General features: G+C 68.8%; 18 protein-coding genes. 12 read left to right on the forward strand and 6 right to left on the reverse strand.

Annotated features, from left to right (window positions below):
* Positions 1-560: 560 nt before the first annotated feature.
* The 3 genes from KME78_RS59905 (at position 561) to KME78_RS59920 (ending at position 2,526) form a co-directional block, all read left to right on the forward strand.
* Positions 561-968: a hypothetical protein gene (locus tag KME78_RS59905; protein ID WP_219539255.1), complete on the forward strand. Its 408-nt coding sequence runs from the start codon at positions 561-563 to the stop codon at positions 966-968.
* Between the two features lie 240 nt (positions 969-1,208).
* Positions 1,209-2,006, forward strand: a complete 798-nt coding sequence (locus KME78_RS59910; protein WP_219539256.1) for a putative protein N(5)-glutamine methyltransferase — start codon at positions 1,209-1,211, stop codon at positions 2,004-2,006.
* A gap of 301 nt (positions 2,007-2,307) precedes the next feature.
* Positions 2,308-2,526 carry a hypothetical protein gene (locus KME78_RS59920; protein WP_219539258.1) on the forward strand — a complete coding sequence of 73 codons (219 nt, stop codon included), beginning with the start codon at positions 2,308-2,310 and terminating at the stop codon, positions 2,524-2,526.
* Between the two features lie 3 nt (positions 2,527-2,529).
* Here the strand turns inward: KME78_RS59920 and KME78_RS59925 are convergent, their stop codons facing one another.
* Genes KME78_RS59925 through KME78_RS59935 form a run of 3 tightly spaced genes read right to left on the reverse strand, consistent with a single transcriptional unit; the run spans position 2,530 to position 5,199 of the window.
* On the reverse strand, positions 2,530-3,198 hold the full coding sequence (locus tag KME78_RS59925) for a response regulator (protein ID WP_219539259.1): 669 nt from the start codon (positions 3,196-3,198) through the stop codon (positions 2,530-2,532).
* Positions 3,195-4,673, reverse strand: a complete 1,479-nt coding sequence (locus KME78_RS59930; protein ID WP_219539260.1) for a sensor histidine kinase — start codon at positions 4,671-4,673, stop codon at positions 3,195-3,197. The genes KME78_RS59925 and KME78_RS59930 overlap by 4 nt, the downstream gene beginning before the upstream one ends.
* Before the next feature lie 58 nt (positions 4,674-4,731).
* Positions 4,732-5,199, reverse strand: coding sequence for a group II truncated hemoglobin (locus KME78_RS59935; RefSeq protein ID WP_219539261.1), 468 nt, complete (start codon positions 5,197-5,199; stop codon positions 4,732-4,734).
* 162 nt (positions 5,200-5,361) lie between these two features.
* On the opposite strand from KME78_RS59935, the gene KME78_RS59940 reads away from it, so the two are divergent.
* The 3 genes from KME78_RS59940 to KME78_RS59950 all read left to right on the forward strand — a co-directional run bounded on the left by KME78_RS59940 (position 5,362) and on the right by KME78_RS59950 (position 7,937).
* A complete protein-coding gene (locus KME78_RS59940) occupies positions 5,362-6,411 on the forward strand; it encodes a cellulose binding domain-containing protein (RefSeq protein ID WP_219539262.1) in 1,050 nt (349 codons plus the stop codon).
* Between the two features lie 63 nt (positions 6,412-6,474).
* Positions 6,475-7,098: a TetR/AcrR family transcriptional regulator gene (locus tag KME78_RS59945; protein WP_219539263.1), complete on the forward strand. Its 624-nt coding sequence runs from the start codon at positions 6,475-6,477 to the stop codon at positions 7,096-7,098.
* Positions 7,098-7,937, forward strand: coding sequence for an NAD(P)H-binding protein (locus tag KME78_RS59950; protein WP_219539264.1), 840 nt, complete (start codon positions 7,098-7,100; stop codon positions 7,935-7,937). The genes KME78_RS59945 and KME78_RS59950 overlap by 1 nt, the downstream gene beginning before the upstream one ends.
* A 3-nt stretch (positions 7,938-7,940) precedes the next feature.
* On the opposite strand, the gene KME78_RS59955 is transcribed toward KME78_RS59950, so the two are convergent.
* Genes KME78_RS59955 through KME78_RS59965 form a run of 3 tightly spaced genes read right to left on the reverse strand, consistent with a single transcriptional unit; the run spans position 7,941 to position 9,804 of the window.
* On the reverse strand, positions 7,941-8,600 hold the full coding sequence (locus KME78_RS59955) for a class I SAM-dependent methyltransferase (RefSeq protein ID WP_219539265.1): 660 nt from the start codon (positions 8,598-8,600) through the stop codon (positions 7,941-7,943).
* Between the two features lie 26 nt (positions 8,601-8,626).
* Entirely contained in the window at positions 8,627-8,821 is a 195-nt protein-coding gene (locus KME78_RS59960) for a hypothetical protein (RefSeq protein ID WP_219539266.1), read from the reverse strand.
* A gap of 44 nt (positions 8,822-8,865) precedes the next feature.
* On the reverse strand, positions 8,866-9,804 hold the full coding sequence (locus tag KME78_RS59965) for an LLM class flavin-dependent oxidoreductase (RefSeq protein WP_219539267.1): 939 nt from the start codon (positions 9,802-9,804) through the stop codon (positions 8,866-8,868).
* Positions 9,805-9,999: 195 nt separating this feature from the next.
* On the opposite strand from KME78_RS59965, the gene KME78_RS59970 reads away from it, so the two are divergent.
* From KME78_RS59970 to KME78_RS59995, 6 genes are read left to right on the forward strand one after another with little or no spacing between them, the layout of a single operon-like run.
* On the forward strand, positions 10,000-10,575 hold the full coding sequence (locus KME78_RS59970; RefSeq protein WP_281429205.1) for a helix-turn-helix domain-containing protein: 576 nt from the start codon (positions 10,000-10,002) through the stop codon (positions 10,573-10,575).
* A gap of 31 nt (positions 10,576-10,606) precedes the next feature.
* Positions 10,607-11,725 carry an ABC transporter substrate-binding protein gene (locus tag KME78_RS59975; RefSeq protein WP_219539269.1) on the forward strand — a complete coding sequence of 373 codons (1,119 nt, stop codon included), beginning with the start codon at positions 10,607-10,609 and terminating at the stop codon, positions 11,723-11,725.
* A 27-nt stretch (positions 11,726-11,752) separates the two neighbouring features.
* Entirely contained in the window at positions 11,753-12,604 is an 852-nt protein-coding gene (locus tag KME78_RS59980) for an ABC transporter permease (RefSeq protein ID WP_308127571.1), read from the forward strand.
* On the forward strand, positions 12,601-13,398 hold the full coding sequence (locus KME78_RS59985) for an ABC transporter permease (protein WP_219539271.1): 798 nt from the start codon (positions 12,601-12,603) through the stop codon (positions 13,396-13,398). Before KME78_RS59980 ends, KME78_RS59985 begins: the two co-directional genes overlap by 4 nt.
* Entirely contained in the window at positions 13,382-14,494 is a 1,113-nt protein-coding gene (locus tag KME78_RS59990) for an ABC transporter ATP-binding protein (RefSeq protein WP_308127572.1), read from the forward strand. Before KME78_RS59985 ends, KME78_RS59990 begins: the two co-directional genes overlap by 17 nt.
* Complete coding sequence (locus tag KME78_RS59995; RefSeq protein ID WP_219539272.1) at positions 14,491-15,909, forward strand: NAD(P)/FAD-dependent oxidoreductase; 1,419 nt, start codon at positions 14,491-14,493, stop codon at positions 15,907-15,909. Before KME78_RS59990 ends, KME78_RS59995 begins: the two co-directional genes overlap by 4 nt.
* Positions 15,910-15,939: the final 30 nt, after the last annotated feature.

A 15,939-nucleotide genomic window follows, 5' to 3' on the forward strand; every position in this document is an offset into this window, starting at 1 on the left:
CGTCATCCACACCCGAAAGCATGGACATGACGGGGTTGTGCATCATGCACTGGCTTTTAACACACTGTTGAGTTCTCAAGAAACGGACGCGTACTCCCCAACCTGCGAGAGGCGCACATTTCGTTTTTCGTTCATTTCGTTGTGTCTTTATTCTTTCAGCCGCCCGATCCGGTGTCAAATTGACCCGATTCGCATCGACCTTCTGGAATAAACACCGCCCCGTTTCCGGGACAACCCCTCTAACTTACCAGCCCATCCGGATGGTACGAACCATCTGGATGAACCAGGAGGAAGTTGGGATGTGCTGAGCATCGTCCGGGGTTCCGTGAACCCCCGCGCCGCCCTGCCTGAGCAACTCTAGCAGCCGTCTCCGGCTGCTTCGTGCCGTACAGGTAATCATGAGGTCCTTCCCTGCCCACAAGATGCTCAAACCTGCCGATCTCGGACCGGCCCCGGGGCGGGCGGCCGACATGGCGGAGACAAGCCGAAAGCAAGTCATCCGCAATCGCCCCTGTGTACGAAGTAGCTACGAGCAATCTGCGTCCCTGGAGGTGTCCGCAATGACCCGCTCGGAGTTCGATGACATCCGTGCCTTCCTTGCCGACGACGCGACTCACGCTGGGGACCTCCTCCAAGTCGCCCGGACGCTGATCGACGACCTCGAGCACGCGCGTATGCGTGAGGCCGTCCTGCGGACGTACTACTTGCGGCTGCTCACCGCTGCCCGGGCCACCGTGGCGGCCGAGGCGGTGGACGCGCCCGACCCGCTGGCCTTCCTCAAGCACGAGCTCGCCGAACGCGGCCAGCTTCCCGAGAACGGTGAGGCCGTGCAGCGCATCCTGGCCGACGCCCGCGCGGCGGCCGCCTTGCTGGCGTGCCTGGAGCAGCAGCAGCCGGCTCAGGTGCGGCCGGCAAGAGGCATGCGGCAGCGCCGCTGCATCGGCACCGCCCGTACGCTGCCCCGCTGAACGCCTTCCCGTACGAGCCCATACGAGCAGCGAAGCGTCCGGTGCAAAAAGGCGGACGAGACCGGCCGTTGGCGTGCGGAACAGGACGTCCGGTAATGTTGCCGTCTCCAGCGATGGACCCGACCGAGGAGGTGAGACCCATTACCGCTGTAGCAGGCTGGGTGCTCCCGTCTCATGGTTGTGCGGTCCACCTGACGTAGGTGGCCTAGGGAGCGCTCATAGGCTTTCCGAAAGGCGCTCATGTCGGTTTTTCCGTCATCTGTCCACCAATCCGCCATCGTCATCAGGCTCCGGGCCGCCGGCTGTGTCTTCGCCGAGGACGAGGCGGAGCTGCTCATCTCCACGGCGAGGACGCCGGACGAGCTCACCACCATGGTCGACCAGCGGGTCGCCGGTCTCCCTCTTGAGCACGTTCTCGGCTGGGCGGAGTTCTGCGGGCTGCGGGTCGCGGTGGATCCCGAGGTGTTCGTGCCGCGCCGGCGTACGGAGTTCCTCATCAGCCAGGCCGCCGCGCTGGGCGGCCGGTCGGCCACCGTCGTCGTCGACCTGTGCTGTGGAACGGGCGCGATGGGTGCCGCGCTGGCCGCGGTCCTGGACGGGGTCGAGTTGCACGCCGCCGACCTGCACCCCGCCGCGGTACGGTGCGCGCGCCGCAACCTGGCGCCCATCGGTGGCCACGTGTACGAGGGCGACCTCTACGAGCCGTTGCCCGACACGCTGCGGGGTCGCGTCGACATCCTGATCGCCAGCCCACCGTACGTGCCCACCGAGGCGATCCGGCTGTTGCCCTCGGAGGCCCGCGTCCACGAGCCGCTGGTGGCGCTCGACGGTGGCGCGGACGGGCTCGACGTCGTGCGGCGGGTGATCGCGGAGGCGCCGCCGTGGCTGGCACCGGGCGGTCATCTGCTGGTCGAGACGAGCGAGGGCCAGGCGGCGCGGACGGCCGACGCCATGGCCGCCTGCGGGCTGACCTCGCGCGTGGCCCGCTCCGATGAGCTGTACGCCACCGTCGTCATCGGCACCAAACCCACCGAGTAGGGAGCGACCGTGCGTGCCGGCCGACCGGCACGCACGGAGAGCCCAGGTGACCAGAAGACGACCACTCACTTACCCAGCCTTGGTCGACCGGCTGTAAGACTGCGCATATGTGGCAGCGATGGTTCAACTGGGCAGCAATCGTCCTAGTCGGCGGTTTCAGCCTCGTGTGGCTAGGTGTCGTGATTTATGTGAACGACGGCTCCACCTTCTGGATGCGTGTCTTCCAGCTGGCCTTCGGTGTCGCGCTGGCCGCATGGACCGTACGCAAGACAACTCTGATGATCACCAAGGCGTGAGTCCCATGAGCGATCAACTTTACGAAATCAGTCACGACATGGGCGATGACGTACAGCTGTCCGCCACCGCCATGTACATGGACAGGCTCCCGCAACGTCACAGAATCGTCGAGATCGATGACGAGGCCGCGCGAAGCATCTCCAGATGGGTGAACGAGGAGGACCCCCGCGAGTCCGATGCGTTCGCGGACCCGTTGGAGGACACGTACTTCCCGCCGGAGTAGTGGCTACGGCTGGAAGCGGTAGCCCATTCCCGGCTCTGTCAGCAGGTGTACGGGATGCCCCGGATCGCGCTCCAGCTTGCGGCGTAGCTGAGCCATGTACTGCCGCAGGTAGTGGGTCTCCTTCACATACGAAGTCCCCCACACCTCTCTCAGCAACTGGCGCTGGCTGATCAGCTTTCCGGGACTGCGTACCAGCAGCTCCAGGAAATGCCACTCCGTTGGCGTCAGCCGTACCCCGCCAGACACCGTTTTCCTGGCGAAATCGATCTGGTGCTCACCCACACGCACGGCCGCGGGCTCGTCGGGAGCCGCCCCCATGCGGCGCGTCACCGCGCGGATGCGCGCGAGCAGTTCGTCGATGCCGAACGGCTTGGTCACGTAGTCGTCGGCTCCCGCGTCGAGCGCGTCCACTTTGTCGGGGCTGCCGGCCCGCCCCGAGAGCACGATGATCGGCACGCTCGTCCAGCCGCGCAGCCCGTGGATGACGTCCACTCCGTCCAGGTCCGGCAGCCCGAGGTCGAGGATGATCACGTCGGGGTGCCAGTCGGCGGCCTGGCGCAGCGCGGCGGTGCCGTCCGGCGCGACGGCCACCTCGTAGTTCCTGGCGGCCAGGTTTATGCGCAGCGCCCGCAGGATCTGCGGTTCGTCGTCCACCACGAGCACGCGGGTCAATGAGCCCTCCGCAGCGAAACGGTCATGGTCAAGCCCCCTCCAGGCGTCCGTTCCGGTGTGAGCGTCCCGCCCATGGCCTCCGTCAGCCCGCGGGACAGCGCCAGCCCGAGGCCCAGCCCTACGCCTTGCCGATCGCCCAGGCGCTGGAACGGCATGAACACCCGCTCCTGGGCCTCCGCCGGAATGCCGGGTCCCCGGTCGATGACGCGGAACTCGACGTGTTCGCCGTACGAGCTCGCGGAGATCACGACCTTGCGATCGGGTGGGTTGAAGCGGACGGCGTTGGACATCAGGTTGACCAGCACCCGCTCCAGCAGCGCCGCGTCGGCCATGAACTCCGGAACCTCACCGCTGAACCCGTCGTGGACGCGGTCGCGCAGCGGTCCGAGATCGGCGATCGCCTGGGGGACGACGTCCTCGACCGCCAGCGGCTCCAGCGTGACGCCGAGCACGCCGGCCTGCAGGCGGCTCATGTCGAGGAGGTTCGACACCAGCCGGTCGAGCTTGATGAGCGACTCGCCCGCCGTGGCCAGGAGTTCAGCGCGGTCCTCGGGGGTCCAGTCGACCTCTGTCCCACGCAGGCTGTCGACCGCCGCCCTGGCCGCGGCGAGCGGGTTGCGCAGGTCGTGGCTGACGGCCGCGAGCAGCGCGGTGCGCATCTTGTCGGCCTCGGCCAGCGGCTTGGCCCGCTCGGCCTCCTCGCGCAGGCGTTCCTGGCGCAGCGCCACCGCCGATTCGGCGGCGAACGCCTCGAGCACCTGCCGGTCCGCCTCGTCGAGCGGCCTCCCCCGTACGGCCAGCACCAGGTCGTCGTCGATGGGCACGTCGGTGTCGGCATGGCCCGGCGAGGTGGACGGCGGCCCTCCTGCCGTGGCCACGACCCGCCAGGAGTCGCCGTCGCGCTCCAGCAGCGTGACGGACTCCAGCCCGTACACCTCCTTGAGCCTGGCCAGCAGGGACGGCAGCGCCGCGTCGCCGCGCAGGACGTGGCCGGCGAGCGTGGACAGCACCTCGGCGTCGGCGCGCGCTCGGGTGGCCTCCCTGCTGCGGCGGGCCGCCTGGTCGACGACCGTGCTGACCATCGCGGCGACCAGGACGAAGGTGGTCAGCGCGAACAGGTTCTCCGGCGCGGAGATCGCCAGCGTGTGCAGCGGCGGCGTGAAGAACCAGTTGAGCAGCGCGAAGCCGAGCACCGCCGCGGTGAGCGCCGGCCACCTGCCGCCCACCAGGGCGACGGCGACCACCAGCAGCAGGAAGAAGAGGATCTCGCTCGGCAGCGTGAGCTGCTCGGCGAAGGCCAGCATGACGGCCGTGAGCAGCGGCAGCCCGAGCAGCGCCAGCGCCCAGCCGGCGATCCGCCGGTCTCGGGTGAGCGCGGCGGGCGGGCGGGCGGAGCGGTGCGCGGGCGGCGGCGGCGCGTTCGCGGCAACGCCGGGGGCCGCGCCTAGGTCGATGCGCAGCCGCCCGCGTGTCATGCCCCGCTCCTGGTGGTTTTGTCGGTGACCTCCAGGCTACGACCAGGGGTGTGCTGTCCTACGGCTGGTACGGCGGGGCGACGCCCCAGCCCCAGTGCGGCACCGGAGCCTTGGTCGGGGGCTTCGCGCCGGGCTGCGAGTTGTGCACGGCCAGCCGGGTGCCCCACTCGATGTAGCCGGCGAAGGCGGCCCGGAACTCGGGGTCGTCGGGCAGTCCCACGTCGTCGGCGGCGTCCATCAGCAGGTTGACCCACCTGCGCCGCTGCGGCTCGGTGATGCCCTTGCCGAGGTGCTGGGAGAGCATGTGGGGGTAGCCGCCACGCTCCTTGGTGTAGTGGTCGGGGCCGCCGAACACCTCACCGAGCCACATCGCCACGTATCGCGGATGGCCGGGATCCATGTGCGCGAACAGCGGCCCGATCAGGTCGTCCTTGCGTACCTGCTGGTAGAACGCCTCGGTGAGCCGCTCCAGCGCCTCTGCCCCGCCCGCCCATTCATATAAGGTCGGCACTGCCTCGTTATCCATGTAATCATGTAATCAGGTGCCAGGTTGGTCGGCAAGTTCTGAAAGTTACACGCCGTTCCGGGCAACGGCGCAGGTCGGAAGACTCGCCAGGACCGGCCGCCTTTCCGCCGCCCCGACGCGCTCCTACGCTCTCGGCAGACCCACGATCTTCGGGAGCTGACGATGTCGCGGACGAGCGCCTTGCTGATGGCCGTGCTGACCCTGATCGCAACGGTACTCTTCCTGACCACGACACCGGCCAGCGCCGCCGCCACCAGGATCATGCCTCTCGGCGACTCGATCACCGGCTCGCCCGGCTGCTGGCGGGCCCTGCTGTGGAACCGGCTGCAGAGCACCGGCTACACCAACATCGACTTCGTCGGCACGCTGCCGCCGCAGGGCTGCTCGGTGTCGTACGACGGCGACAACGAGGGCCACGGCGGCTTCCTGGCGACGAACGTGGCCAACCAGAACCAGCTCCCCGGCTGGCTGGCGGCCACCAGGCCCGACATCGTGGTGATGCACTTCGGCACCAACGACGTGTGGAGCAACATCGCGCCCGCGACGATCCTCAGCGCGTTCACCACGCTGGTGAACCAGATGCGGGCCAGCAACCCCGCGATGAAGATCCTGGTCGCGAAGATCATCCCGATGAACCCCGCCAACTGCGCCGACTGCGGGCAGCGCGCCGTCACCTTCAACAACGCCATCCCCGCCTGGGCCGCCGCCACCACAACCCAGCAGTCACCGATCGTCGTCGTCGACCAGTGGACGGGGTTCAGCACGAGCGCGGACACCTACGACGGAGTGCACCCGAACGCCTCGGGCGACCAGAAGATGTCCGACCGCTGGTACCCGGCGCTGGTGAACTTCCTCACCCCGGGCGGGTCCACGCCGACGCCCACCCCCACTCCCACCGTGACACCGGCGGGCGGTTGCACGGCGACGTTCAAGAACGTCGGGCAGTGGACGGGCGGCTTCCAGGGCGAGGTCACGGTCAAGAACACCAGTGCCGCCACAACGAACGCCTGGACGGTCGGCTGGACGTTCGCCAACGGCCAGCAGATCACGCAGATCTGGGGCGGCACGCTCACCGCGAACGGAGCCGCCGTGAGCGTGCGGAACCTCAGCTGGAACGGCACCCTGGCCACCGGAGCCACGACCACCTTCGGGTTCCTGGGCTCCTGGAACGGCACCAACACCGCGCCCGTCCCCACCTGTTCTCCCGCCTGATCTTCTTCAATCGTTCGAGTGACAGTTGTCATCCAACCGATTGAAGAACTACGCTCTCCAGGCATGGGAGCACGGCGGGCACCGCGCCCAGAAGATCGCGGCCAGGCGGCGGAGCAGACACGGGAGCGGATTCTGACCGCCGCCGTGGCCGAGTTCGGGGCGAAGGGCTACGCGGGTGCCCGCACGGCCGGCATCGCCGCCCGCGCCGGCGTCAACCAGCAGCTGATCTCGTACTACTTCGGCGGCAAGCAGGGGCTGCTCGACGAGCTGCGCCGGCGCTGGCAGGAGCTCGAGGCCGGCCTGGTCACGCCGGACACCTCGTTCGCGGACTCGATCGGCGCGCATCTGGACGCGACGCTCGACAATCCCGACTGGGCCCGGCTGACCGTCTGGCAGGCCCTTGGCGACTGCCCGTTCACCGATGAGGCGGACGGGCGGCAGTACGCGGATCGTCAGCGGGCCAAAATGGCGGACTCGGTGGAGAAGATCCGCCAACGGCAGGAGAACGGCGAGGTCACCGATGAGGTGGACGCCAGGTTCGCGCTCCTGACCGCCTACGCGGTGGTCTTCGCCCCGATCACGATGCCGCACTTCGTACGGGCCCTGTTCGGCGACGACCCTTTGTCACCCGAAACCCGTACCGAGCTCCGCAACCAGCTGATCAAACTTCTCGGGAGGTCCTCCTAATGGTCACTGTCGTCTTCGGCGCCCGGGGCAATGTAGGCCGCCATGTCGCCGCCGGACTGCGCGCGGCGGGCATACCGATCCGCGCGACGGGCCGGGATCCGCATGCGCCGGGGTTCCCGCCGGACACACCGGTCGTAGCAGCCGATCTCGACTCTCCCGAGACGCTGCCCGCCGCTCTGGAGGGTGCCGAGAAAGTCTTCCTGTACACCAAACCGGATGGCATCGAGGGATTTGTGAAGGCGGCGCGATCCGCCGGCGTACGACACGTGGTGCTGCTGTCGTCGGCGTCCGTCGTTCTCCCCAGCGCCGAACTCAATCCGATCGCCAAGTTGCATCGCGTCGTCGAAGCGGCCCTCGAGGGCTCCGGCATCGACTGGACGTTCATCCGGCCGGGGATGTTCGCCACGAACACCCTGTGGTGGTGGGCCCAGTCGATCCGAACCGACAACACCGTCCGTACGGGGTATCCCGATGCGCAGCTCTCCTCCATCCACGAGAAGGACATGGCCGCGCTCGCCGTCACCGCCCTCACCGAACCCGGCCACGCTCAGCGGGCCTACACGCTCTACGGCCCCGAGTCGCTCACCATCAGGCAGCACGTCGAGCACATCGGCGAGGCCATCGGCCGCAAGATCACGCTTGACGTGACCTCCGAAGAGGAGGCCCGGTCGGATCTGGCCAAGACCATGCCTCCGATCGGGGTGGACGGCATCATGCGCATGCTGGCAGCAAGTACCGAGCGCCCCGCTCCTACCTCGACGGTCGTCGAGGAGGTCACCGGCCGTCCCGCGCACACCTTCGCCCAGTGGGCCCAGGACCACGCCGACGACTTCCGGTAGGGCTCAGCGCGCGTACGCCCTGACGGCCAGGCGGTTGGGAATCGGCTGCTCGCCCGGTTCGTACACCCGCTCGATGGCGAGTCCCGCGTCGATGAACGCGTTGATCAGGTCCGGGAGCGGCACCTGGCTCATCCCCACCCGCTCCCGGACCCCGCCCTTGCGCCACCATGGTCCGCTCCGGTGCCAGCCCTTGACGCGGTACGTGGGATGGATGATCAGCGCACCATCCTCGCGGTTCTCGATGTGCGGGCCGTTGAAGCACGGGTGCGCCCCGTAGAACAGCAGCAGCCCGCCCGGGCGCAGCACCCGGGCGGCCTCCTTCAGCAGTCCGGGAAAGTCGCCGATGTCGGTCGACACCCAGAACGCGGCGACGGTGCCGAACACCCCTGCGGCGAACGGCAGCGCCGTGCCGTCACCCTGGAGCAGCGGCGCGTCGTCCCGGCGGCGGGCCAGGCGTAACTGGTCGCCGGACCGGTCGAGGCCCACCACGGTCCTGCCGGTGGCGCGGATCGCGTCGAGGTAGAGGCCGGTGCCGCAGCCCAGGTCCAGGCATGGTCCGTCGCCCGGTCCCAGCAGCTCGGCCACGTCCGACCGGTTCTCGGCGGCGGCGGGGGTGTTGAACTCGTCGTACCACTCGGCCTGGCCGTCATAGCGTGCGGTCATGATCCATCAATACCGCCTATTGCCAGCTATTGACCTTGTCGCTGACGTATTCCGAGGAATGCGAGCGCACCGCCGATGATGAGGACGACAGGGCCGATGATGGCCCACATGGTGACGCCGCTCATCACGCTACCGCCGACGATGCCCAGCCCCTGAAGCGTCCACAGGCCGCCGACCAGGATCAGGAGCACACCGAGTACGAGGAAGATCCATGCTTTCACTGCATTTCTCGTTTCTTGTCCTGGAGGGGGTAGGGAAAGCGCCTTCAGGATGACATGACCGCCCGGCCGAGGGCGATCAGCTGGTCGAGCTGTGTGTCGATGGTGGGGGCGGCGATACGGCAGACGATGTGCCGCGCGCCCGCCTCCGCGTAGCGGGCGAGCGTCTCCGCCACCTGTCCGGCCGGTCCTGCGGCCATCGCCTGGATCGTCCGTACGGTCTCGGACGGCAGCCCGTACGTGGCCCGGCAGTAGGCATCGAGCTCCCGCTCCCCCTGTTCCGCGTCGTCGCTGATCAGCACGGTGACGAACAGCGCCGGCGTGATCGCGTCCGGGAGACGGCCCGCGGCCGTCGCGGCCTGGCTCACGGACTTGAGGCCCGCCCGGTAGTCGGCGACGTCCGGCGGGTAAGGCAGCCACCCGTCGTAGAGCCGGCCGGTGCGCTCAAGCGCCGACGGGCTGCCTCCCGCGAGCCAGATCGGCGGGCCGCCCGGCCGGTAGGACGGCGTGGACTCCGGCAGGTCGTCATGGCGCAACACCTCGCTATGGAACGTACGCTCCCCCGCCCACAGCGCCCGCCACAGCGAGACCGTGTCGTCCAGTCGCCGGAACCGTCGCTCCCACGGCACCTCCGACACCGCGTACTCGATCTCGGACCGGCCGGGGAAGCCCGCGCCCACGGCCACGACGAGCCGTCCGGCTGACAGGTGGTCGATGGAGGCCAGCTCCTGCGCGGCCGTGACCGGCCGGCGGAAGGCGGGCAGCAGAGCCGCGGTGCCGAGCGTGACGCGTTCGGTGGCGGGGGCGAGGGCGGCGAGCATGGCCAGCGGCTCGATCCGCGCGCCGAGAAGGGTGTCGTTGGCCCAGACGGAGTCGTACCCGAGCCGCTCGGCCCGGACGGCGAAGTCGACCAGGTGCCGGGCGTCGTTCCACTGGGTGCGGTTGGTGGGGAGCAGGACTCCCAGCCGCGCACGAGTATCGGTCACTGCTTCTCCTTGGTACGCGTTTGACCTTGAGAAGCATCGAAGAAGGGCTGCGGCCGGGCAATTCCTCGGAAGGTATGCCGCCACCCTCGGTAACCCATTTGTTACATGCTGCCCCTTGCTGGGATTTCTTGTGCTATGTACGGTCCTTTCATTGCCACTTAACAACCTGTTCAGTGCAACCGATCAAGGGGTTCGATGACGGAGCCGGAGACCGCACACTTGGGTGAACGCATCCGGGCCTACCGGAACATGCGCCAAATGACCGTGCGCGGCCTTGCCGGCCAGGCCAAGGCGAGCGCCAGCTTCATCAGCCAGCTGGAGCGAGGACAGACCAGCGCGAGCATCGGGATGCTGCGGCGGATCGCCGGAGCCCTCGGGATCACGGTGGCCGACCTGTTCAACGAACAGGACGAGGTCGGACACCGGGTCGTACGCCGCGCCGAACGTCCGGCATTACCCACGAAATCCGGCACCCGCAAGTACCTGATCTCCCAACGTCCCCTGCAGAACCTGGAGATGTACGCCGGGGAATTAGACCCGGGTGCGTCCACCGGGGACGAGCCGTACACCCACGGCGACTCCCAGGAGATCTTCCTCATCCTGCGCGGCCAGGTCACGCTCTGGCTCGGGCCCGCCGATTCGGCCGCCCCGCACGTCCTCGGGCCGGGCGACAGCGTGGAATACCGCACGTCGATGCCCCACCGCGTCGTCAACGACGGCGACGAGACGGCCGAGGTGCTCTGGACGATCAGCCCGCCCACGCCCGCCTGACTTACCCCACCCTTATCAAGGGGGTTCAACCATGCCGACCTATCCCAAACGACTGCCCGGTATGGCCGCGATAGCGGCTTCGCTACTGCTCTCCGCCGCATGTGGCGCCGGCTCCGCGGCGCCCGCGAGCATCGATCTCGGCTCCGGCCCCGCCAAGTCCGGCACCGTCAAGAAGGACGCGCTCAGCGGCCTGAACATGACGTTCGTCTCCTACGGCGGCGCGTACCAGGAGGGCCAGCAGAAGGCGGCGGTCGATCCCTTCGCCCAGGAGTCGGGCGCGAAGATCCTCGAGGACGGCCCGACCGACTACGCCAAGATCAAGGCCCAGGTCGACTCCTCGAACGTCACCTGGGACGTGATCGACACCGACTCGATCTGGGCCGAGGCGCAGTGCGGCAAGCTGCTGCAGCCGCTCGACTACACGATCATCGACAAGTCGAAGGTCCCCGAGGGCCTCACCACCGAGTGCAGCGTCCCCGCGATGCAGTACGGCATGGTGCTGGCGTACAACAAGGACAAGTTCGGCGCGAACCCGCCCAAGGGCTGGAAGGACTTCTTCGACACCGCGAAGTTCCCCGGCAAGCGCGGCATCTCCGGCAACCCCGGCGACTCGGCGCCCGGGCCGTTCGAGGGCGCGCTGATCGCCGACGGCGTCGCCCCGGACCAGCTGTATCCCCTGGACGTGGACCGCGCGACCAAGAAGCTCCAGTCGGTCCGCTCGAACCTGGTGTTCTGGAAGACCGGCGCGGAGTCGCAGCAGTTGCTGGAGTCCGGCGAGGTCGACATGGCGATGCTCTGGAGCGGCCGCGCGTACGCCGCCGTCAAGAACGGCGCCCCGTTCGACGTCTCCTTCGACCAGTGGATGCCGATCATGGACTCCCTGACCGTGCCGAAGAACGCCAAGAACCCCAAGGCGTCGATGGCGCTGATCAACTACTACCTGGGCGCGCAGCAGCAGGCCAAGCTCACCGAGCTGACCTCGTACTCGCCGATCAACACCGACGCCAAGCCCCAGCTGGACGAGAAGGGGCAGGCGTTCCTGACGACCAGGCCCGAGGTGGCGGACAAGGCACTCAAGATCGACTCGAAGTGGTGGGCGGAACACCAGCCCGAGATGATCGAGAAGTGGTCGGCCTGGCTCGGCGGCTGATCCGAGATGGCCTCGACGCTCCAAGCGGTGTCCCTGCCGGCGACGGCGGGCAGGGATGACCGCGACCGCCGGCCGGCGCTGCTCATCCTGCCCGCGCTGATCGCGCTCGCCGTCTTCTTCCTCTATCCGCTGGTCTCCATGGTGATCAGCGCGTTCACCGATCCCACGCCGGGCCTCGGGAACTTCGCCTGGTTCTTCGGTGAGCCGCAGAACCTGAGAGTGCTCGGCCGTACGTTCACCACGGGCCTGTGGGTGACGGTGATCGCGCTGGTCGTGTCGTACCCGTACGCCTACGCCATGACCATCGCCAGGCCGCGGGCGCGCAGCGTGCTGACGCTGCTCGTGCTCGTGCCGTTCTGGACCAGCCTGATGGTGCGCACGTTCGCGTGGGTGATCCTGCTGCAGGACACCGGTGTGATCAACGGCGCGCTGCAGGCGATCGGGCTCGGGCCGTTCAACCTGATCCGCACCCAGACGGGGGTGGTCATCGGGATGGTGCAGTTGCTGATGCCGTTCATGGTGCTACCGCTGTACGCGGTGATGAACGGGATCGACCGGCGGCTGCTGACCGCGGCGGGGAGCCTGGGGGCGCATCCAGTCAAGGCGTTCGTGAAGGTGTATCTGCCGCTGTCGCTGCCGGGCGTCTCGGCGGGGTGCCTGACCGTGTTCATCAGCGCGCTCGGTTTCTACGTCACGCCCGCGTTGCTCGGCTCGCCCACCGATGCGCTGATCTCACAGCAGATCTTCACGCAGGTCAACGGGCTGCTCAAGTGGGGACGCGGTGGCGCGATGGGCGTGGTGCTGCTCGGGCTGACGCTGGCGATGATCGCGTTGCTCGCGCTCACGCTGCGCCGTACCGGAAGGAAGGTGGCCGGATGACCGCTCGCCTAGGCCGTGGCCTGCTGTGGGCGTTCTGCGCGCTCGTGGGCGTGTGGCTGGTCGCGCCGGCGCTGATCGTGGTGCCGCTCAGCTTCACCTCGAAGGCTTCGCTGAAGTTCCCGCCCGACGGTTACTCATTGCGCTGGTACGAGCACTTCTTCAGCGACCAGGCCTGGGTGTCCGCGCTGCTGACCTCGGTCGAGGTCGCGCTGCTCGTCACGGTCGTGGCCACGGTGCTCGGCACGGCCGCCGCGATCGGGCTGACCAGGGCGCGGATGCGCGGCCTGGCGCCGGCGCAGGGGGCGATGCTGGCCCCGATGATCGTGCCGGGCGTGGTGCTGGCCGTCGGGACCTACGCCGTGTTCCTGAAGTTGCAACTCGTGGGCACGCTGGCCGGGTTCGTCATGGCGCACACCGTACTGGCGCTGCCGTTCGTGATGATCCCGGTGGTCGCGTCGCTGCGCGGGTTCGACCGGCGGCTGGAGAGCGCGGCGGCCAGTCTGGGCGCCGGCCGGTGGGCCACCTTCCGGAGCGTGACGCTGCCGCTGGTCGCGCCCGGCGTCGCCTCCGGCGCGCTGTTCGCGTTCGTCACGAGCTTCGACGAGGTGGTCGTCTCGCTGTTCATCCAGAGCCCCTACCTGCAGACCCTTCCGGTCAAGATGTACGCGAGCGTCACCCGCGAGATCGACCCGACCATCGCCGCGGCGGCCACGATGATCCTCGTGCTGACCACGACCCTCGTGCTCGTCGCCACCTTCTTCGTCGCCAGGAGGTCCCGTGCCGCCAACCAGTAACGACCTCGCCGCCCGCGGCGGGGGCATCGAACTCACCGGTCTGACCAAACGCTACGGGGACTTCGTCGCCGTGGACGACGTCTCGCTGTCGATCAACCCGGGCGAGTTCATCACGCTGCTCGGACCGAGCGGCTCGGGCAAGACGACCACGCTGAACGTCATCGCCGGCTTCACCAAGGCGACCTCGGGCGAGCTGACCGTGGACGGCACCGCCATCGCCGCCACCCCGCCCCACAAGCGGGACATGGGCATGGTCTTCCAGCACTACGCCCTGTTCCCGCACATGACGGTGGCCGAGAACATCGCCTTCCCGCTGAAGCAACGCAAGATCCCAAAGGCGCGCAGGACCGAGCTGGTCCAGGCGGCGCTGGCCACCGTCCACCTCGGCGAGTACGGCCACCGCTACCCGCGCGAGCTGTCCGGCGGGCAGCAGCAGCGGGTCGCGGTGGCCAGAGCGATCGTCTACAGCCCGCGCGTGCTGCTGATGGACGAGCCCCTCGGCGCGCTCGACAAAAAACTGCGCGACTGGCTCCAACTGGAGATCAAGCGCATCCACGGCGAGCTCGGCATCACGTTCGTCTACGTCACGCACGACCAGGACGAGGCGCTGGTGCTGTCGGACCGCATCGCGGTCTTCAACCAGGGCCGCATCGAGCAGCTGGGCCCGGCCGACGAGCTCTACGAGCGGCCCGCGACGCTGTTCGTGGCCCGCTTCCTGGGCGAGTCGACGATCCTGCGCGGCGACGTCTCATCTGACGGCATCGGCGTCTGCGCGCGGCTGATGCGGGCGCCCGGTTCGCTGCCCGACGGGCCCGGCGCGCTCGTCGTACGGCCCGAGCGGCTGGCCGTACGGCAGGCGGACCACTCCCCCGAGACCGGCTGGAACGCGCTGCCCGCCACCGTCACCAGCGAGATCTACCTCGGATCCAGTCGCAAACTGGAACTGAGACTGCCGGACGGCTCGCCGGCGCTGGTCCGCGAACAGGCGGGCAGCCTCAGCGACGCCCGCCGCGGCGACGAGGTCACGCTCACCTGGCGCGTGTCCGACTCCGTACTCCTGGCTGACGAAAGCGATGTGGAGGCAGTACTCACGTGAAAGGCATCCCGCTGACCACGGACTTCGCCAACGGCGGCGTCTCGTTCTGGTATCGGCAGATCGGCCTGCCGGACCGCCGCGCGGCGCTGCCCGGCGCCCGCTCGTATGACGTGGTGATCGTCGGCGGCGGCTACACGGGCCTGTGGACCGCGTACTACCTGAAGAAGGCGCAGCCGGATCTGCGGATCGCGATCCTGGAGCGGGAGTTCGCCGGGTTCGGCGCGTCCGGGCGCAACGGTGGCTGGCTGTCGGCCGAGTTCGCGGGGTCGCGGAAGCGGTACGCGGCGGCGCGGGGGCGGGAGGCGATGATCTCCCTGCAGCAGGCCATGTTCCGGTCCGTCGACGAGGTCATCGGCGTGACCCGGGAAGAGGGCATCGAGGCCGACATCCACAAGGGCGGCCTGATCCACGTCGCGACCAACCCCGCCCAGCGCCGCCGCCTGCACGAGGAGCTGTCCGAACTGCGTACCTGGGGGTACGGGGAGGACGACCTCAGGCTGATGTCCCGGGACGAGCAGCGCGAACGCGTGCAGGTGGCCGGGACCCTGGAGGCCACGTACTCGCCGCACTGCGCGCGCATCCAGCCCGCCAAGCTGGCCGTCGGGCTCGCCTCAGTGGTCGCCTCGCTGGGCGTGGACATCTTCGAGAACACCACCGTGACCGAGATCCGCCCCCGTTCTGCCGGCGGGCAGGCCTCGGCGGTCACCTCGCGCGGCGTGGTCTCGGCCGAGTACGTCATCCGCGCCACCGAGGGCTTCACCGCCAGCCTCGCCGGGCAGCACCGGCAGTGGCTGCCGATGAACAGCTCCATGATCGTCACCGAGCCGCTGCCCGCCGAGGTGTGGAAGCACATCGGCTGGTCGGGCAGCGAACTGCTCGGCGACGAGGCGCACGCCTACATCTACGCCCAGCGCACCGCGGACGACCGGATCGCGATCGGCGGGCGCGGCGTGCCGTACCGGTACGGCTCGCGGACCGACGACCGGGGCGCCACCCAGGCCCAGACGGTGGCGCTGCTCTGGCGGATGCTGGTCAAGCTGTTCCCCGCCGCAGCCGACTCCCATGTCCAGCACTCGTGGTGCGGCGTGCTCGGCGTGCCGCGCGACTGGTGCTCGACCGTGCACCTCGACCACTCGACCGGGCTCGGCTGGGCGGGGGGTTACGTGGGCAGCGGCGTCACCACCACGAACCTGGCCGGCCGCACGCTGCGCGACCTGGTCCTGCGCCGCGACACCGAGCTGACGGCGCTGCCGTGGGTGGGCCGCCAGGTCAGGCAGTGGGAGCCGGAGCCGCTGCGGTGGACCGGGGTGCAGCTCATCTACGCGCTCTTCAGGTCCGCCGATCGGCACGAGAACGACCGGGGCACCACCACCTCGGCCTACGCGCGCCTCGCCAACCTCATCTCAGGCCGCTGACTTCCGTTACTTCTTTCCTTAGGACGACTC

The organism is Nonomuraea guangzhouensis (assembly GCF_019396345.1).
Lineage (GTDB): Bacteria > Actinomycetota > Actinomycetes > Streptosporangiales > Streptosporangiaceae > Nonomuraea > Nonomuraea guangzhouensis.